Annotated in this window: 16 protein-coding genes; 8 read left to right on the top strand and 8 right to left on the bottom strand. The window is 55.1% G+C overall.

Annotated features, from left to right (window positions below; translation table 11 throughout):
- The first annotated feature begins 57 nt into the window (after positions 1-57).
- Positions 58-1,503 (top strand): metalloprotease TldD, encoded by a 1,446-nt coding sequence (gene tldD, locus ACXIZX_RS17135; RefSeq protein ID WP_061720201.1) that lies wholly within the window; start codon positions 58-60, stop codon positions 1,501-1,503.
- A 32-nt stretch (positions 1,504-1,535) separates the two neighbouring features.
- Here tldD and aaeR read toward each other — a convergent pair whose 3' ends face one another.
- Positions 1,536-2,453: an HTH-type transcriptional activator AaeR gene (gene aaeR / locus ACXIZX_RS17130; RefSeq protein ID WP_008101977.1), complete on the bottom strand. Its 918-nt coding sequence runs from the start codon at positions 2,451-2,453 to the stop codon at positions 1,536-1,538.
- A gap of 259 nt (positions 2,454-2,712) precedes the next feature.
- Here aaeR and aaeX point away from each other — a divergent pair, with 259 nt between their 5' ends.
- The 5 genes from aaeX to ACXIZX_RS17105 all read left to right on the top strand — a co-directional run bounded on the left by aaeX (position 2,713) and on the right by ACXIZX_RS17105 (position 7,681).
- Positions 2,713-2,916 carry a p-hydroxybenzoic acid efflux pump operon protein AaeX gene (aaeX, locus tag ACXIZX_RS17125; RefSeq protein ID WP_007891984.1) on the top strand — a complete coding sequence of 68 codons (204 nt, stop codon included), beginning with the start codon at positions 2,713-2,715 and terminating at the stop codon, positions 2,914-2,916.
- A 10-nt stretch (positions 2,917-2,926) separates the two neighbouring features.
- Entirely contained in the window at positions 2,927-3,856 is a 930-nt protein-coding gene (gene aaeA, locus ACXIZX_RS17120) for a p-hydroxybenzoic acid efflux pump subunit AaeA (RefSeq protein ID WP_008101975.1), read from the top strand.
- An 11-nt stretch (positions 3,857-3,867) separates the two neighbouring features.
- A complete protein-coding gene (aaeB, locus tag ACXIZX_RS17115) occupies positions 3,868-5,820 on the top strand; it encodes a p-hydroxybenzoic acid efflux pump subunit AaeB (RefSeq protein ID WP_479404620.1) in 1,953 nt (650 codons plus the stop codon).
- A gap of 111 nt (positions 5,821-5,931) precedes the next feature.
- Positions 5,932-7,386, top strand: coding sequence for an NAD-dependent succinate-semialdehyde dehydrogenase (locus ACXIZX_RS17110; protein ID WP_179452032.1), 1,455 nt, complete (start codon positions 5,932-5,934; stop codon positions 7,384-7,386).
- A gap of 25 nt (positions 7,387-7,411) precedes the next feature.
- Complete coding sequence (locus tag ACXIZX_RS17105; RefSeq protein ID WP_036647722.1) at positions 7,412-7,681, top strand: barstar family protein; 270 nt, start codon at positions 7,412-7,414, stop codon at positions 7,679-7,681.
- 50 nt (positions 7,682-7,731) lie between these two features.
- On the opposite strand, the gene yhcN (ACXIZX_RS17100) is transcribed toward ACXIZX_RS17105, so the two are convergent.
- The 4 genes from yhcN (ACXIZX_RS17100) to argR form a co-directional block, all read right to left on the bottom strand.
- Positions 7,732-7,998: a peroxide/acid stress response protein YhcN gene (yhcN, locus tag ACXIZX_RS17100; protein WP_008101968.1), complete on the bottom strand. Its 267-nt coding sequence runs from the start codon at positions 7,996-7,998 to the stop codon at positions 7,732-7,734.
- A gap of 102 nt (positions 7,999-8,100) precedes the next feature.
- The gene (locus ACXIZX_RS17095; RefSeq protein ID WP_479404619.1) at positions 8,101-8,367 is read right to left on the bottom strand and encodes a YdgH/BhsA/McbA-like domain containing protein; all 267 of its coding nucleotides are present in this window, start codon (positions 8,365-8,367) and stop codon (positions 8,101-8,103) included.
- 90 nt (positions 8,368-8,457) lie between these two features.
- The gene (yhcN, locus tag ACXIZX_RS17090; protein ID WP_008101965.1) at positions 8,458-8,721 is read right to left on the bottom strand and encodes a peroxide/acid stress response protein YhcN; all 264 of its coding nucleotides are present in this window, start codon (positions 8,719-8,721) and stop codon (positions 8,458-8,460) included.
- A gap of 489 nt (positions 8,722-9,210) precedes the next feature.
- Entirely contained in the window at positions 9,211-9,681 is a 471-nt protein-coding gene (gene argR / locus ACXIZX_RS17085; RefSeq protein WP_008101964.1) for a transcriptional regulator ArgR, read from the bottom strand.
- A gap of 424 nt (positions 9,682-10,105) precedes the next feature.
- On the opposite strand from argR, the gene mdh reads away from it, so the two are divergent.
- Positions 10,106-11,041, top strand: coding sequence for a malate dehydrogenase (mdh, locus tag ACXIZX_RS17080; RefSeq protein WP_008101961.1), 936 nt, complete (start codon positions 10,106-10,108; stop codon positions 11,039-11,041).
- A gap of 52 nt (positions 11,042-11,093) precedes the next feature.
- Here the strand turns inward: mdh and mscM are convergent, their stop codons facing one another.
- The 3 genes from mscM to rsgA form a co-directional block, all read right to left on the bottom strand.
- A complete protein-coding gene (mscM, locus tag ACXIZX_RS17075) occupies positions 11,094-14,429 on the bottom strand; it encodes a miniconductance mechanosensitive channel MscM (protein WP_277967324.1) in 3,336 nt (1,111 codons plus the stop codon).
- Positions 14,430-14,444: 15 nt separating this feature from the next.
- A complete protein-coding gene (gene asd / locus ACXIZX_RS17070) occupies positions 14,445-15,341 on the bottom strand; it encodes an archaetidylserine decarboxylase (protein WP_256697595.1) in 897 nt (298 codons plus the stop codon).
- A 92-nt stretch (positions 15,342-15,433) separates the two neighbouring features.
- Positions 15,434-16,477 (bottom strand): small ribosomal subunit biogenesis GTPase RsgA, encoded by a 1,044-nt coding sequence (gene rsgA, locus ACXIZX_RS17065; protein WP_007891997.1) that lies wholly within the window; start codon positions 16,475-16,477, stop codon positions 15,434-15,436.
- Positions 16,478-16,580: 103 nt separating this feature from the next.
- Here rsgA and orn point away from each other — a divergent pair, with 103 nt between their 5' ends.
- Positions 16,581-17,129 (top strand): oligoribonuclease, encoded by a 549-nt coding sequence (orn, locus tag ACXIZX_RS17060; protein ID WP_008101955.1) that lies wholly within the window; start codon positions 16,581-16,583, stop codon positions 17,127-17,129.
- Positions 17,130-17,316: the final 187 nt, after the last annotated feature.

Below are 17,316 nucleotides of genomic sequence, written 5' to 3'. Positions count from 1 at the left end.
GCCGTCAGGTAATTGCCGCAGGCTATGACTATCCGAGCACATAATGAGTGAGAAACGATGACTCTGAATCTGGTAAGTGAGCAGTTGCTAACTGCGAACAGCATTAATCAGCAGGACCTTTACTCCCTGTTAGGGCAGCTTTCAGAACGTCGTCTGGATTATGCCGATCTCTATTTCCAGTCCAGTTTCCACGAATCCTGGGTGCTGGAAGACAAAATTATCAAAGATGGTTCTTACCATATCGATCAGGGCGTGGGCGTCCGCGCCGTTAGCGGCGAGAAAACCGGTTTCGCCTATGCTGACCAGATTTCTTTAAATGCACTGCGTCAGTCATCTGAAGCGGCGCGCAGCATCGTGCGTGAACAAGGCAACGGCAAAGCGCATACTTTATCGGCGGTCCTGAACCGTTCGCTGTATGCGCCCGTCAATCCATTGGATAGCCTGACGCGTGAAGACAAAATTGCCCTGCTGCATCGCGTCGATAAAGTGGCGCGCGCTGCCGATCCACGTGTGCAGGAAGTGAATGCCAGCCTGAGCGGCGTCTACGAACAAGTGCTGGTGGCGGCAACTGACGGCACGCTGGCGGCGGATATTCGTCCGCTGGTGCGTCTGTCCATCAGCGTGCAGGTCGAAGATCAAGGTAAACGCGAGCGTGGCTCAAGCGGCGGCGGTGCGCGTACCGGTTATGAATTCTTCCTCGCCGATGAGAGCGGTGATGTGCGTGCCGATGCCTGGGCGCGTGAAGCGGTGCGCATGGCGCTGGTCAATCTTTCTGCCGTGGCGGCACCCGCTGGCATGTTGCCGGTGGTGCTGGGCGCGGGCTGGCCGGGTGTGTTGCTGCATGAAGCCGTTGGGCATGGTCTGGAAGGTGACTTCAACCGTCGTGCGACATCGGTATTCAGCGGCAAAATGGGTCAGCTGGTGGCTTCTGAGCTGTGTACCGTGGTTGACGATGGCACCATTGAAGGTCTGCGCGGTTCGCTGGCCGTCGATGATGAAGGTGTGCCGGGCCAGTACAACATGCTGATCGAAAATGGCGTGTTGAAAGGCTACATGCAGGACAAGCTGAATGCGCGCCTGATGGGCGTCAATCCAACCGGCAACGGTCGCCGTGAATCTTACGCGCACCTGCCAATGCCGCGCATGACCAACACTTACATGCTGGCAGGCAAATCAACGCCGCAAGATATCATTGAAAGCGTGGAGTACGGCATTTATGCGCCGAACTTCGGTGGCGGCCAGGTCGATATCACCTCCGGCAAGTTCGTGTTCTCCACCTCAGAAGCTTACCTGATCGAGAAAGGCAAAGTGACTACGCCAGTCAAAGGCGCCACGCTGATTGGCTCTGGCATTGAAGCGATGCAGCAGATCTCGATGGTCGGCAACGATCTGGCGCTGGATAAAGGCGTCGGCGTATGCGGTAAAGAGGGACAAAGCGTGCCGGTTGGCGTGGGCCAGCCAACGCTGAAGCTGGATAAAATCACCGTAGGTGGCACCGCCTAATGCTGTAGGGTCGCCATTCATGGCGACCTGCTTCAACCCTTCCGATGCTGCTGATACTGCTGCGCCACCTGCTTGAAATACTCGGTCAGATAATCAATACATACCTGCACTTTCAGCGGCAGCTTATCTTTCTCGGTATAGAGCGCATACACCGGGCGCGGCTCTGAATGATATTGCGGGAACAGGATATCGATCTCACCGGCGCTGATCTCATCAATCACCCACATCAAAGGCACATAAGCGATACCGCAACCTGCTTTCAGCCAGCGAATCAGCGTCTGCGAATCGTTGGTGACGAAACGGCCCTGCGGCGTCAGGCGCGTCACCAATCCTTCCGGCGCAACCAGTTCAAAAGTGTTATCCGGTCGCACGCTGTATTCCAGCCAGGAAAAATTATCGATCTCGCCGGGCTTCTCTGGCGTGCCGTGCTGTGCCAGATAACTCTTCGCCGCGCACACCACCATCGGCATCGCGCCCAGCCGACGCGAGAACAAGTTCGAATCCTGCAACGCACCTACGCGCACCACCAAATCCAAACCATTGGCGATCAGATCGGGTGCAGGAATGCCCGTCACCAGATTGACGCTCAAACCCGGATATTCGCGTAACATTTCGCTGGTCATCGCCGATAACACATTTTGCGCCATCGTTGATGAGCAGCCGATGCGTAGAATACCGATCGGCGTGTTGTTAAAGGCATACAGCTGCTCGTGCACCTGTGAAGCCTCCGCTAACATGCGGCGACAGCCCTGAAAATAGATCTTTCCGGCTTCAGTCAGGCCAATGCTGCGCGTGCTGCGATTAAGCAATTTGACCTGTAACTCATCTTCCAGTTTGGCGACAATCTGGCTGATAGACGAAACGCTAAGCTGTAGCTGGCGCGCTGCGGCGGTAAATGAACCCAATTCAACCACTTTGGCGAAAATGGACATGCTTTTAAGTCGATCCATTGTTTACTCTGGCTAAAAAGTGATTTAGCTCACAATATGTAGAAAACGTATAGTCAAGCGCGTTACTATACGCGTCGCTGGGTCTCTTCACTGCACCTGTACATGGCTGTGTTAACCCGATGATACGCTATGATTAGCTCAACGCGGCCTGAATGTTGCCATCAGTTTATCCGTCATCCCCTGATCGTAAACCCAACGTGCCGCACGGCATGTGGGCAGGTATCGGTGCAATCCGGCAAGGTCGAACTAAGGATCCGAAATGAGTGTGCTTCCGGTATTTGTCGTATTCGGGCTGAGTTTTCCGCCCATCTTCGTTGAACTATTAGTTTCACTGGCGCTGTTCTGGCTGGTGAAACGCGTGCTGACGCCCAGCGGGATCTACGATCTGGTTTGGCATCCCGCACTGTTTAACACCGCACTGTATTGCTGTGTGTTTTACCTTGTATCCCGTTTATTCGTCTGAGGTTCTTTAAGTGAAAGCGCTAATAAGAAAAATCGCGCGATACGCGATTACACTCCTGCTGGTTGTCATCGCCATCGTGATCATCTTCCGCGCGTGGGTGTTCTACACCGAATCACCGTGGACGCGTGATGCCAAATTCTCTGCCGATGTCGTGGCGATCTCGCCTGACGTCACCGGCATCATCACTGACGTGCCGGTGCACGATAACCAACTGGTGAAAAAAGGCGATACGCTGTTTGTGGTTGACCGTCCGCGCTACCAAAAAGCGCTGGATGAAGCCCAGGCGGATGTCGAATATTACCAGGCTTTGGTGAGTGAAAAACGCCGTGAAGCCACGCGTCGCAATCAGTTGGGTACCAGCGCTATGTCGCGTGAAGCGATTGAGCAATCCAACAACGATCTGCAAACCAGCGAGCATCAGCTGGCGAAGTCTGTGGCCACGCGCGATCTGGCGGTGATCGACCTCGATCGCACCACCATCAAAGCGCCATCTGACGGCTGGGTCACTAACCTTAATGTTTATCAGGGCGAATTTATCACGCGCGGTTCAGTCGCCGTGGCGCTGGTACAACAGCACTCTTTCTATGTGCTGGCCTATATGGAAGAGACCAAGCTGGATGGCGTGCGTCCGGGCTTCCGCGCGCAAATCACGCCGTTGGGGAGCAACGCAGTGCTGCGTGGCACCGTCGACAGCATCGCGGCAGGCGTAACCAACAGTAGCAGCAGCAGCGACAGCAAAGGCATGGCGACCATCGACTCGAATCTGGAGTGGGTGCGTCTGGCGCAGCGTGTTCCGGTGCGTATTCGTCTCGATGAGCAACCGGGCAACCGCTTCCCGGCGGGTACCACCGCTACCGTGGTGATCACCGGTGCGCAGGATCGCGAAACCAAAGTCTCGCCGCTGGCGCAGTTGTTCAATCGCCTGCGTGAGTTTGGTTAAGCGAGGGCGATATGATTGAGTTTTTGCGTTTCCCGGTGAAGCTCACCTTCGCGCTGGTTGCGGCGTTGATGATTGGCTTTCACTTCAATCTGGAAACGCCGCGTTGGGCGGTGATGACCGCCGGCATTGTGGCCGGTGGTACCGCCTTTGCTGCGGGGGGCGATCCCTATTCTGGCGCACTGCGCTATCGCGGCATTCTGCGCATCATCGGTACCTTCATTGGCTGTATCGCCGCGCTCACCATCATGATTGCCACGGTGCGCGCGCCGGTGGTGATGCTGCTGTTGTGCTGTATTTGGGCTGGCATGTGCGTGTGGCTCTCTTCGCTGATCAAAGTCGAAAACTCCTATGCGCTCGGCCTCGCCGGTTATACCGCGCTGATCATCGTGGTTACGGCGGATGCCAGCGGCGGCTTAACGCTGGCTCCGCAGTTCGCGGTTGAGCGCTGCAGTGAAATCGTCATCGGTATTCTGTGTGCGATTCTCGCCGACATGCTGTTCTCGCCGCGTTCGATCAAAAAAGTGATTGAGCAGGAAGTGGATGCGCTACTGGTGGCGCACTACAAACTGCTGCAGCTGTGCGTTGCGCATGAAGATAAAGACGAGGTGGATAAAGCCTGGAGCGCGTTAGTGCGTCGCACCACGGCGCTCAACGGCATGCGCGGCCAACTGATGATGGAATCGTCACGCTGGAAAAACTCCAGTCGCCGCCTGCAAATGCTCAACACCTTATCGCTGACGCTGATCACCCAGGCCGCCGAAACCTTCCTGATTCAAAACTCGCGCCCGGAATACATTCCACCGCACTATCGTTTGCTGATCGAAAAAGAGGTCAACGACGTCAACGATGTGCATAAGCGCATGAAGGTGATGCGTCGCTTGATTGGCGTGAGCAGCAAAACTGTGCCGGTGACGCTGGCGAGTTGGGTCGGCGCAGCCACCGAATATCTGCTGCTGATTAACGGCATCAAAAGTAATAGCCGCATCACCACGCTGGAAGAGAGCATTCTGCAGCGCGAAGTGGTGATTCAGGCGCGATCCGCTGAAACCCATCACGCAATGATCAACGGCGTGCGTACCTTTGTCGCCACCGCGCTGGGTTCGCTGTTCTGGTTATATACCGGCTGGACATCGGGCAGTGGCTGCATGGTGATGCTGGCGGTGATTACCGCGCTGGCGATGCGTATGCCGAATCCGTTGATGATGGCGAAAGACTTCCTTTACGGCATGACGGTTGCGGTGCCGCTCGGCGCGCTTTACTTCATCTTTATTCTGCCCGCGACACAGCAAAGTGCGCTGTTGTTGTGTATCGCCATCGGCGCGCTGGGTTTTATCGGCGGCATCTTCGTGCAGCGCCGCCAGTTAGGTACGCTGGGCGCGCTGATTGGTACCATCAACGTGCTGGTGCTGGATAACCCGATGAAGTTCGAGTTCAACGTGTTCCTTGATAACGTGTTGGGCCAGGTGATTGGCTGCTTTGTGGCGATGATGGTGATTCTGCTGATTCGTGATAAATCGCGCGATCGTACCGGACGTAAGCTGCTGAACCGCTTTATGTATGCAGCGGTTGCCGCCCTCACCACTAATCAGGCGCGTCGTCGTGAGAACCACTTGCCGGCGCTGTATCAGCAACTGTTCTTGCTCCTCAACCTGTTCCCCGGCGATATCGATAAATACCGTATCGCGCTGACGCTGATTATCGGCCATCAACGCCTGCGTAATGCCGAAGTGCCGGTGAATGCCGATCTCTCGGCCTATCACCGCCAGCTGCGTTACACCGCCGATCGCATTATCTCCGCGACCAGCGATGACAAGCGCCGCTATTACTTCGAGCGGCTGCTGCAGGAGCTGGATGTATATCAGGAGAAGCTGCAGCAATATGCGGCACCTGATAACGTCACCGAACCGGTGAAACGCCTGGCGCTGATGCTGGATAAGTATCAGAACACCTTAATACAAATCTGAAACTGGCCGCTGCAGCCTGCAGCGGCCTTTTAGATCCCACGCTGACACAAAAACCTCTGATATTGGCATCTATACTTTCCTGACAGGACGCAAACTGACAGGAGAAAACCGATGTCCACTTCCCTGCAACAACACGAATTATTTAAGACCGGCTATTTCGCCGATGGTCAGTGGCATAACGCCAGCGCCACCTTTGAGGTAACCAATCCCGCTACCGGCGAAGTCATCGCCAACGTAGCGAAAGCCGGTCAGCACGAAACCGAACAGGCGATTGCCGCCGCGCAGCGTGCATTTCCCGCCTGGCGCGACAAAACCGCCAAGGCGCGTGCCGAAATCCTCAATCGCTGGTATCAGCTGATCATTGAGAACAAAAGCTGGCTCGGCCAGTTGATGACCGCCGAGCAGGGTAAACCGCTGAAAGAAGCCGAAGGTGAAGTGGAATACGCCGCCAGCTTTATTCAGTGGTTTGCCGAACAGGCGAAACGCGCCAACGGTGAAATCATCCCGCCAGCAAAACCGGGCTCGCGCATTCTGGCGACGCGTGAACCGATTGGTGTGGTCGCAGCGATCACGCCGTGGAATTTCCCGATGGCGATGCTGACGCGCAAACTCGGTCCCGCGTTGGCCGCGGGCTGTACCGGCATCATCAAACCCGCGAACAACACGCCGCTGAGCGCCTTCGCGCTGCTGGCGCTGGCGCAAAAAGCCGGCGTGCCTGATGGCGTGCTCAATGCGGTGGCGGGCGATACGCATGCCATCAGCGACGCGATCATGGCCAGCAAAGCGGTGCGTAAAATCTCCTTCACCGGTTCCACCGCGGTGGGCAAAACGCTGATGCGTAATGCCGCCGAAACCATGAAAAAAGTCTCAATGGAGTTAGGCGGCAACGCGCCTTACATCGTGTTTGATGATGCCGATATTGATGCGGCGGTGCAGGGCGCGATTGCCAACAAATTCCGCAACGCCGGACAGGTGTGCGTTAGCGTTAACCGCTTCTATGTGCATAACGCGGTGTACGATCGCTTCGTCAATCAGCTGGCCGATGCGGTGGGTAAACTCAAAGTCGGTAATGGCGTGGAAGAGGGCGTGATTGTTGGCCCGCTGATTGAGCAGTCCGCGCTGGAGAAAGTGGAAGAGCACGTCAAAGATGCGTTAAGCAAAGGCGGAAAATTGCTGGTTGGCGGCGAACGTCATCCTCTTGGCGGCAATTTCTGGCAACCGACGGTGATCGCCGAAGCGCATGAACAGATGAAGTTGGCGCAGGAAGAGACGTTTGGTCCGGTTGCGGCCTGTTTCCGCTTTGATGATGAAGCCGAGGTGATTGCGCGCGCCAACAATACCGAATATGGCCTGGCGGCTTACTTCTACACGCAGAATCTGCAGCGGGTGTTCCGCGTCTCAGCGGCACTGGAAGCGGGCATGATCGGTATTAACGAATGCGCGGTATCAACGGAGCTGGCACCGTTTGGCGGTGTGAAAGAGTCCGGCCTGGGACGCGAAGGCTCGGTGTTGGGCATGGAAGAGTATCTGGAAGTCAAAGCGTTGCACCTCGGCGGACTCAGCTAGCCGCGACAACTAAGAGGGCGTTATGATGAGAACCGAGCGTTTCGATTTCGATGAGATTGTCGATCAAGCCCATTTTTATCGACAGTTTAGCGATCGTTTTGCGCTAGCCGATCTCGCCATCAACGATCTTGACGATCTTTGGGATGCGATTGTGGGTGAGCAACTGCCGTTGCCGCTGGAGATTGAGTTTGTAAATCTGGGGAAAGGGCAGAAACGCCGGTATGGCGCATTGATCCTGCTATTTGATGAAGCAGAAGAGGAGCTGGAGGGCCAGCTCCGCTTCAATATAAAGTAAAAAGGGCCCCGGCGAGCGGGGCCAAAGGGTTCGTCTTAATTGACGAGGAATTACTTATACAGCTCAGCTGTCACGTGATAGCTGTCGCCAGTTTTCGCTTCAATCACTTTGTAAGCGCTGGCACCTTGCTCATCCGCTTTCTGAGAAAGCTCGGCACGATAATCCATTGGCGAACCGCCGGTTCCGCTGATTGAAATAGTGCTGCCGGTAGGTTGCAGATTCTGCGCCTGTTGTTCAGTCACCAGCTGTGCTGCAGAAGCACCAAAGGCGAACAGGGAAAGCAGAGTAGCAGTTGCGATGGTTGTTTTGATTTTCATAATTTTCTCCTCGTTTAATCAACAACCTGCGGCAGAAAAGGGGTAGGCGGGTCGTCGATCTATTGCCTGGCGCCTTCAAGGCGCCGGACGTTCAATTAGTGATTATTTGTAGAGTTCAGCAGTAACGTGGAAGGTATCACCACGGTTGCTCTCAATGATGCGGTAATGGCTAGCACCCTGCGCATCAGCTTTCTGTGACAGTTCCTGACGAACGTTGGTTTGGTCGCCGTCAACACCGCTCACGCTGATGGTTTGGTTGAGGGATTGCAGCTGTTCAGCTTGTTGGTTTGAAACCAGGCTTGCGGCGCTCGCGCCAAAAGAAAGAATAGAAGCCAGGCCCAGTACTGCGATAGCTAATTTGGTTTTCATGATTCACTCTCCTGAAATTGGGGTCGGCAACCTGAGAGGCAAGAGCGTCTCAAACGGGTCGCCGTTCACATTGCGTCTTAAGTCAGTAACTTATTTATACAGCTCAGCGGTTGCGTGGTAGCTGTCACCGGTATTCGCCTCGATCACGCGGTATGCTTTCGCACCTTGCTGATCGGCTTTATCGTTTAACTGCTGGCGGATATCCATTGGAGAACCGCCCACGCCGCTGACGCTGATGGTGCCTGCGGATTGCAGATTCGCTGCCTGTTCGGCATTAATAGAATCTGCTGCAAAAGCACCAAATGACAGAGCAGATAGAACACTCAGGGTTGCGATAGTAGTTTTAACGTTCATGATATTTTTCCTCGTCGTCTATTTTTATCTTTTTCTTTCGTGTGATTTGCATCACGAAACTAAGTATAGATCTAATCACCCATGAAATTAATATCCAGCTAATAATGTTTGGTTGTAATTCTTTATCCTTATGGCACTTTTTTAGAACCTGAAGTTATAAAAAACGCCTGGATCTTAACCATAGGTGGTTATTTAGCCGTAAAAACAATGATCTACATCAAATTATCTTTTAGTGCGAAAGATCATGGTTGATCTCGCTGGCTGATGCGCATGAAGAAGGGAAAGGCACTGAGCACGATGTGTAAAGCAGTGTAAAATAGCGCATATGATTAAGCAGGCGCAAAGGTCGTACCAATCTGTTAGCTTGAAAAGAACCGCTAAGCATATGGATAACTTATTATTTACAAAGGGGTTTGTAACAGGTTGGTTACGAATGAAGCGGGAAGGGCAAGATAACCGGCAGAGGATCTGCCGGTATGCAGCAGGGTTTTATAGCTCTTGTTCGAATAAAACCAGAATCGCATCGTACAACTGTTTTACTGAGAAGGTGCGCGCAGGCGTAATAAAGATGGTGTCATCACCGGCGATGGTGCCGAGAATCCCTTCCGCTTTGCCCAGTGAATCCAGTAGGCGCGCAATCAGCTGCGCAGCGCCCGGACTGGTGTGAATTACCACTAAAGCATCGTTGTAATCGATATCCAGCACCAGATTCTTCAGCGGGCTGGTGGTGGTTGGTACGCCGAGTTCAGCAGGCAGGCAATAAACCATTTCCATCTTGGCGTTACGCGTACGCACCGCGCCGAACTTGGTCAGCATGCGAGAAACTTTGGACTGATTGATATTCTCGAAGCCGTCTTCCTGCAGCGCCTGCACGATTTCGCCCTGGGAGCTGAATTTCTCTTCCTTCAATAAGGCTTTAAACGCCTTGATCAAGTCGTCTTGTTTCGATGGGTTTCGCATAAGCTACCAATTAAAAGAGGGTTGCAGAGGGCAACAGGCCCACGGCAGATAAATTATTATGCATTTAGATGAATTTTTATGCAATAAGTCTGATGAGAGAATCGCGGTAATGACCTGCGGGGCGGGCATAATAACAGAATATGATGTCGCACCAAAATCGCGGGTGGACGCGCAAAGCGAAGGTTGCAAAGTTGTTATATTATTGAGGTGGTAACAACAATATCGATGATCATTGCCGTCCATTGTCTTCTGGCTGCGAATGAATCATTCAGGCGACTTCTGAAGTGGAGATGTCTCGGGAGCCGATTGCGGCGTAGTGTTAAGTGCGCGACAGGTTTAGTCGCTATCGCCTGAGAAGTTGATTAAACTCGTAACCTGATGGATTTTCGGCATATCTCTGCCCCACCTTAATAAGGAGTTCAGGATGAAAGTTGCCGTTCTCGGTGCCGCTGGTGGTATTGGCCAGGCGCTCGCACTGCTGCTCAAAACGCAATTACCCGCAGGCTCAGCTCTCTCACTTTACGATATCGCCCCGGTAACGCCGGGTGTGGCGGTCGATCTCAGTCACATCCCAACGGCAGTCACCGTGGAAGGGTTTAGCGGTGAAGATGCTACGCCTGCGCTGCATGGTGCCGATGTGGTGCTGATCTCTGCAGGTGTGGCACGTAAGCCGGGCATGGATCGCGCCGACCTGTTTAACGTTAACGCCGGTATCGTGCGTAACCTGATTGAACAGGTTGCCAGCACGGCGCCGAAAGCGCTGATTGGCGTGATCACCAATCCAGTCAACACCACGGTGGCGATTGCGGCCGAAGTGCTGAAGAAAGCTGGCGTGTATGACAAGAATCGCCTGTTTGGCGTTTCCACCCTCGATATCATCCGCGCCAATACCTTTGTCGCGGCGCTAAAAGGCAAGCAGCCTAACGAGATTGAAGTGCCTGTGGTGGGCGGGCATTCAGGTGTAACGATTCTACCGCTGCTGTCGCAGGTGAAAGGCGTGAGCTTCAGCGAGCAGGAAGTGGCGGATCTCACCAAACGTATTCAGAACGCGGGCACCGAAGTAGTGGAAGCCAAAGCCGGTGGCGGATCGGCAACGCTGTCGATGGGACAAGCGGCGGCCCGTTTTGGCCTGTCATTGATTCGCGCCATGCAAGGTGAAGCCAACGTCGTGGAGTGCGCATATGTGGAAGGCGATGGCGAATATGCCCGCTTCTTCTCGCAGCCGCTGCTGCTGGGCAAAAACGGTATTGTTGAGCGCCGTCCGCTGGGTACGCTGAGTGCCTTTGAACAGCAGGCGCTAAACGGCATGCTGGAAACGCTGAAGAAAGATATCGCGCAGGGCGAAGAGTTTGTGAAGTGATCGGCTCTGAGCAGCAATAAAAAACGCCCGGCAATTGCCGGGCGTTTTGTTTTTATAATCCGCCAGATTTGAAGGTCTTATTGGCGGGCGCGCCGTTGCTGGCGGGATTTTGTTTTCCTAGCGTCTCCATGCGTACCTGGAACGGCGGGAATGGCATCTCAATGCCGTGTTCCTCAAAGCCGCGCAGAATCAGCTGATGAAGTTCATGGCGCAGCGGCATGCGATGTCCCATCTCCGCCGCATGCACGCGCAGTTCAAACAGCTGAATACCTTGCTGCAAATCGACAAGGAAGACATCCGGTGCCGGCATATCCAGCACGTAGGTGCAGCGATCGGCCGCCTGCTTAAGAATATTGGTCACTTCATCGCTGTTGACTCTGGCCGGCGCCGGAATCGTCAGCACCACACGCGTCACCGAATCCGACAGTGACCAGTTTACGAACTGCTCCGTAATGAAGGCCTTGTTCGGCACGATGATCTCTTTGCGGTCCCAATCGGTAATGGTGGTGGCGCGCGTGTTGATGCGGGTGATACTGCCGGTCAGATCGCGAATGGTTACGGTATCGCCGATACGGATCGGTTTCTCAAACAGGATAATCAGGCCGGAAATAAAGTTGGCGAAAATCTCCTGCATCCCGAAGCCCAAACCCAGACCTAACGCGGCAACCAGCCACTGTAGCTTCGACCACTCAATGCCCATCATCGAGAAGCCAATCAAGCCGCCAATCAGCATCAACGCATACTTGGTCAAGGTGGTAATGGCGTAGCCGGTGCCCGGCGCCAGGCTGAGATGCTGTAACAGCGCCAGCTCCAGCAGCGCGGGCATATTGCGCACCAGCTGCGTGGTAATAATCAGCACCAGAATCGCAATCAACACCGCACCCAGCGTAATCGCCTGCACGCTATCGACGCCCTGAATGGTGGTGCTGGCATTCCATAGCGGAATGTTATCGAGGAAGCTAAACGCCGAGTGAATTTCTGACCACAGCACAATCACCGAAACCAGCGCGATCAGCGTCAGGATTGAACGCACCAGACGCAGCGACTGCGCGCTGATCTCATCGAGGTCAATGCTGGGCTCATCGATTTCGATGGTGTCGGCATTCGTGGGCGTTGATTGCTCTTTCTCTTCTTCACTGCGCGCGCGGTTGGCCAGCATATCGGCACGACGCTGACGTGCGCGGTCAAAGGCGATGCGGCGGCGCTGAATCAGCATCCAGCGGCGGATAATGTGATACACCACCAACAGGAAGAACCAGATGCCCACTGACGTTTCCAGACGCGCCAGCAGCGCCTGCGCGGTGGCGAGATAACCGATGCAGGAGGCGAGGGCAGCAACCAGAGGCAGGGCGATCATCAGGTTCCACAGAATGCGGTTTACGAAGTTATCGCCGTTGCCCTCTTTATCCAGATAGAGCGGAATACCGGCGCGTTTCAGGCTAACGGTGACGATACTCAGCGCGCCACAAATCAGGATGAAGCACACGCGTCCCAGCGTGCCGGAGAATTGCGGATCGTCGAGATTAGCAAAGGCGATCAGCAGCATGATCAGCGGCACAATCAGCCCAACCGACAGCGAGTAATAGCGCATCGCACGCGCCACGCGCGCTTGCGGCCAGCGGAAATGCACCACAAACAAGCCATCGGGACGCGCAAAGGCGGCGCTGATCATAAAGGCCCACAGCAGCGGCAGCGTGGCGGTGATGCCATCGCCAATCGCCACGGCGAACGGATAAGGCCAGGCATGCTGTAAACCGTAACCGAGCGCGGCCCACAGCACCGGCAGAGGCACCGCCACCAGAATCGACCAAAATACCGTGCGCAGCGTCAGGCTAAAGCGGTCCTGCGTGACTTTGCCGACGCGGCTGGCGGAGCGCTCCATAAAGGCGTTGTAGTGACGACGTGAGCTGATGCTGAAGCCCACCAGCAGCACGGCACCAATAATCGGCAGCACGGTTTCGCGATTGGTAAACATCATCGCCAGCGCTTTGCCGAGCTGACCCGCCGTATCCAGCGACAGCAGACGCTTAAGATCCTGCGCCATCTCGACCGGGAAATTCAGGCCGATGGTGTTAACGTCGGCGGTCCAGAACAGATAGCGATGTGTCGCATCTTTTACTTCAGCTAAAGCATCCTGCAGCTGCGTATTGGAAACTTTGAGCTTGGTGATTTCCAGAATCAGCGTATCGCAGCCGGAAATCAGGGAGTTCAGCAGCTCGCGCTGGGTTTTAAGTTGCGCTTCGAGGATGCGCACCTGATCGCTGCTGAACGGCGTGCCATCATCCTGTTTGGACTTGCGCAGATCCTGCTGGCGCTCGAGCAGATCTTCATAATGCAGACGCTGCACGCGCAGCTGGCCCATTTCGCTGTCGATCTGCTGAGATTTCGGCATCTCGGGCAGACGCGCGACCTGCGCGCGCAAGGCTTCACCCAGCAGATTGGACGCGCCCAGCCACTGCGACTGCTCACGCAGCGTGCTCAGCGCCTGACGCACCTGCAAGGTCTGATTGGTGGCTAAACGCTGCTGCGAAGCGACTAAATCCATGCGCTGCGCTTGTTGATTGAGGTCAGCGGAGAGTTCGCGGTTTACGCGGAACTGATCGCTGATCGAACTCGGCAGATCGCCACTGTTTTCGGCCAGCTGCTCGGTGCGCTCCAGCGCCAGTTCAGCTTCGCGCTGGCGCTGGTTGTTGAGCTGATTGCGCAGCGCCTGCAGATAGTTATCCAGTTGGGTGGCTTTGCGCTGATGCACTTCGGCGCGCATACGCGCCAGTTCCTGACGGTTATTCGCCGACAGCTGTGCCAGCTCTAACTCGTCCACGCGCGCTTTGTTGGCAGCGTTTTCCGCCTGACGCGCGTAAATCTGCGCCTGCGCTAACGGCGTGGTCGCCGCTGAGGAACTCTGCGCGCGGCGATCGCTTTCGGTCATCGCGCGGCGTGCGTCAGTTTGCTGCTGAGGCAGCTGCGACAGTGAATCGCTGATCTCACGGGCGCGATCCTGCTCCTGCTGCGCCTGTCGGCCTTCCTCCAGCAGCTGGCTGCTAACCTGCAACAGCTCCTGATCGAGCTCGGCGCTGCTCATATTGCTGCGCACCGTCTTGCTGCTGTCCGTCAGCGTGGCGATCTGCTGGCGTAATTCACGCGCCAGGCGCGGGAAATCATCAATCACCTGCTGATACTGCTTCGCGCGCTCCAGCGACTCATCGCGCTCGTTGAGGAAGTTGATCGCCGCTTCCAGCGCCTGCACCTGTTCGGTTTGCGCGGGTGAGCTTTTTGCGGATTTAGCCGCATCCAGTTCCTGCTTAAGCTGGCTGGATTGCGGAACGGTCGCTGCAAATACAGAACTGCTGAGCACAAGGCTCAGCAGCAGGGAGAGGAGAACACGCACGGGAGAGGTTCCGGGTTATTTGCTAAGTGAGACGCTGTCGCCAGGCTGAGGCAGGGCGATGGCCAGCGGCTGACCGAGGCGGGTTTTGCTTTCGGCTTCAAGGCTTTCCGCCAGCTTCACGCGATTCGGCGCGAACAGGTTGATCACAGTTGAACCCAACTTGAAGCGACCCATTTCCTGGCCTTTCAGCAGCACGACCGCACCGTCATGATCGGCAGACGGATAGCGCCAGCGTTTGATCACACCTTCGCGCGGTGGCGTGATAGTGCCCGCCCACACGGTTTCGATGCTGCCGACAATGGTGGCACCCACAAGGATCTGCACCATCGGACCATGATCGGTATCGAATACGCAGATCACGCGCTCGTTACGTGCAAACAGATTCGGGATGTTACGCGCGGTCAGCGGATTGACCGAGTAGAGATCGCCGGGCACATAGATCATTTCGCGCAGGACACCGTTACACGGCATGTGTACGCGGTGATAATCGCGCGGGGCGAGGTAAGTGGTAACGAACTCGCCGTCATGGAACTGATCCGCCAGATCGTCGTTACCGGCCAGCAGCGCCTGCAGACTGTAAGTGTGGCCTTTGGCCTGGAAGATCTGATCGCCGGCAATGCGGCCCAGCTGGCTGATCGCGCCATCGGCGGGCAGCGCCAGTAAAGAGGCGTCAGGATCGACAGGACGCGCGCCCTCTTTTAACGGACGCACGAAGAAATCATTGAAGGTGCGGTAGCTGCCGGTATGTGGCTTGCTAGCTTCCGCCATATCAACTTTGTAGTACCAGACAAATATGTCGATGACCGCTTTAGTGAGCCAGCCACCACGACGGCTGGCGCCCCAACCGGCGAGTTCGGTGAGCCCTTTTTTGGGCAAAATATGATTCAGGCCGAGTTTAAAACGATCAAACACCGTTGCCTCCTGGCTTAATTACGTATCGTTAACAAAAAGGGGGCGGATTGTAGCAGCGCCCCAGCGCGTTGGCGAATGTGCCGTTGTACTGCTTAATCCGCGTCGGAGGAAAAGTTTTTACGCGTCTTTACCTGCGCCATACTTTCCAGAATTCGGTGGTAGTTATCGAAGCGCGAGATATCGATCTTGCCTTCTTCTACCGCTTCGCGGATGGCGCAGCCAGGATCGGTATCGTGCTTACAGTCGCGGAAACGGCAACTGCCAAGGAATTCACGGAATTCGACAAATCCGCGCGTCACTTGTTCCGGCTCAAGATGCCATAAACCAAACTCTCGCACGCCAGGTGAATCGATCACATCACCGCCCGCCGGGAAGTGATAAAGGCGTGAAGCGGTGGTGGTGTGCTGACCCAAACCAGAAACGTTCGACACATCGTTAGTCAGAATTTCCGCCGCCACATCCAGGCCAAGCAGGTTATTCAACAGGCTCGATTTGCCTACGCCCGATTGACCGGCAAAGATGCTGACGCGGCCGGTTAAGGCACTTTCCAGTTCAACCAAACCATCTTTGGCGTGGCTGGAAACCATCAATACGCGATAACCAATATTGCGATAGATCTCCATCTGCTCATCAACAAACGCGCGGCCTTCGGCATCCAAAAGATCGGTTTTGTTGAGCACCAGCAGCGGTTCCACGCCGAGCGTTTCGCTGGCAACCAGATAGCGATCGATAATGTTAAGTGACAGTTCCGGCAGGATCGCCGAAACGATAATGATCTGATCGATGTTGGCGGCGATCGGTTTCACGCCGTCATAGAAGTCTGGGCGCGTTAGTACGGTTTTGCGATCGTGTACCGCTTCGACGATCCCTTTACCGCCGCCAATCGCGACGCGCCACAAAACGCGATCGCCGGTGACAAGCGAGCGAATGGTGCGGCGGATGTTACAGCGATGCACAACGCCTTCGCTATCTTCCACGTCTGCGTGCATGCCGAAACGGCTGATCACCACGCCATCAGCCGCTTCCCCAAACAGACTATCATCCGGCTCCGGCTTATCGCTCCGTTGCTGCAGACGACGCTGATGGTTGGCGCTTACGCGACGTTGTTGACCTTTCGACAGTTTGTTTTTACTCACGCATCCTCTCACGGCTTTCGCCAGGTTTCGCCCTGCTGGGCAAAACGTCTATGATACACCTGAAATGAGTTTAATGACGACTTTGGCAACAGGCGGGAAACGCATGACAGCTGGAAATGAAAACAACCTGATTTGGATCGACCTCGAAATGACCGGATTAGATCCGGAGCGCGATCGCATTATTGAGATCGCCACCATCGTGACCGATGCCAACCTGAACATCCTGGCAGAAGGCCCAGTGTTCGCGGTGCATCAATCTGACGAGCAGCTGGCGTTGATGGATGACTGGAACGTGCGCACGCATACCAATAGCGGTTTGGTGGCGCGTGTTAAAGCCAGCGAGCATGATGACCGTGCAGCAGAATTGGCCACCATCGAATTCCTGAAGCAGTGGGTGCCAGCTAACACCTCGCCGATTTGCGGCAATAGTATTGGTCAGGATCGTCGCTTCCTGTTTAAGTACATGCCTGAACTGGAAGCCTATTTCCACTATCGCTATCTTGACGTCAGCACGCTGAAAGAGCTGGCGCGTCGCTGGAAACCGGATATCTTGCCTGGCTTCAAAAAGTCCGGTAGCCATCAGGCACTGGATGACATTCGCGAGTCCGTCGCCGAGCTGGCGTACTACCGCGAGCACTTCTTGCAGCTTTAATCGACAGTGGGTGCGCAGGAAATCATCAGGTTGTCGATAAAAGCAGCGAACGCGCGGAAAGCGCAAAATTTTGCTTTTAGACTCTTGCGACTGAAAGGATTTCTCGTATAATGCGCACCCCGTACCGGTGAAGAATTTCATGCGGAACGGAGAAGTAAAGTAGTACGGCGAAGTTCAGAATCGAGTA

The organism is Candidatus Pantoea symbiotica (genome assembly GCF_056491525.1).
This window is presented reverse-complemented; position numbering and strand designations above follow the sequence as displayed.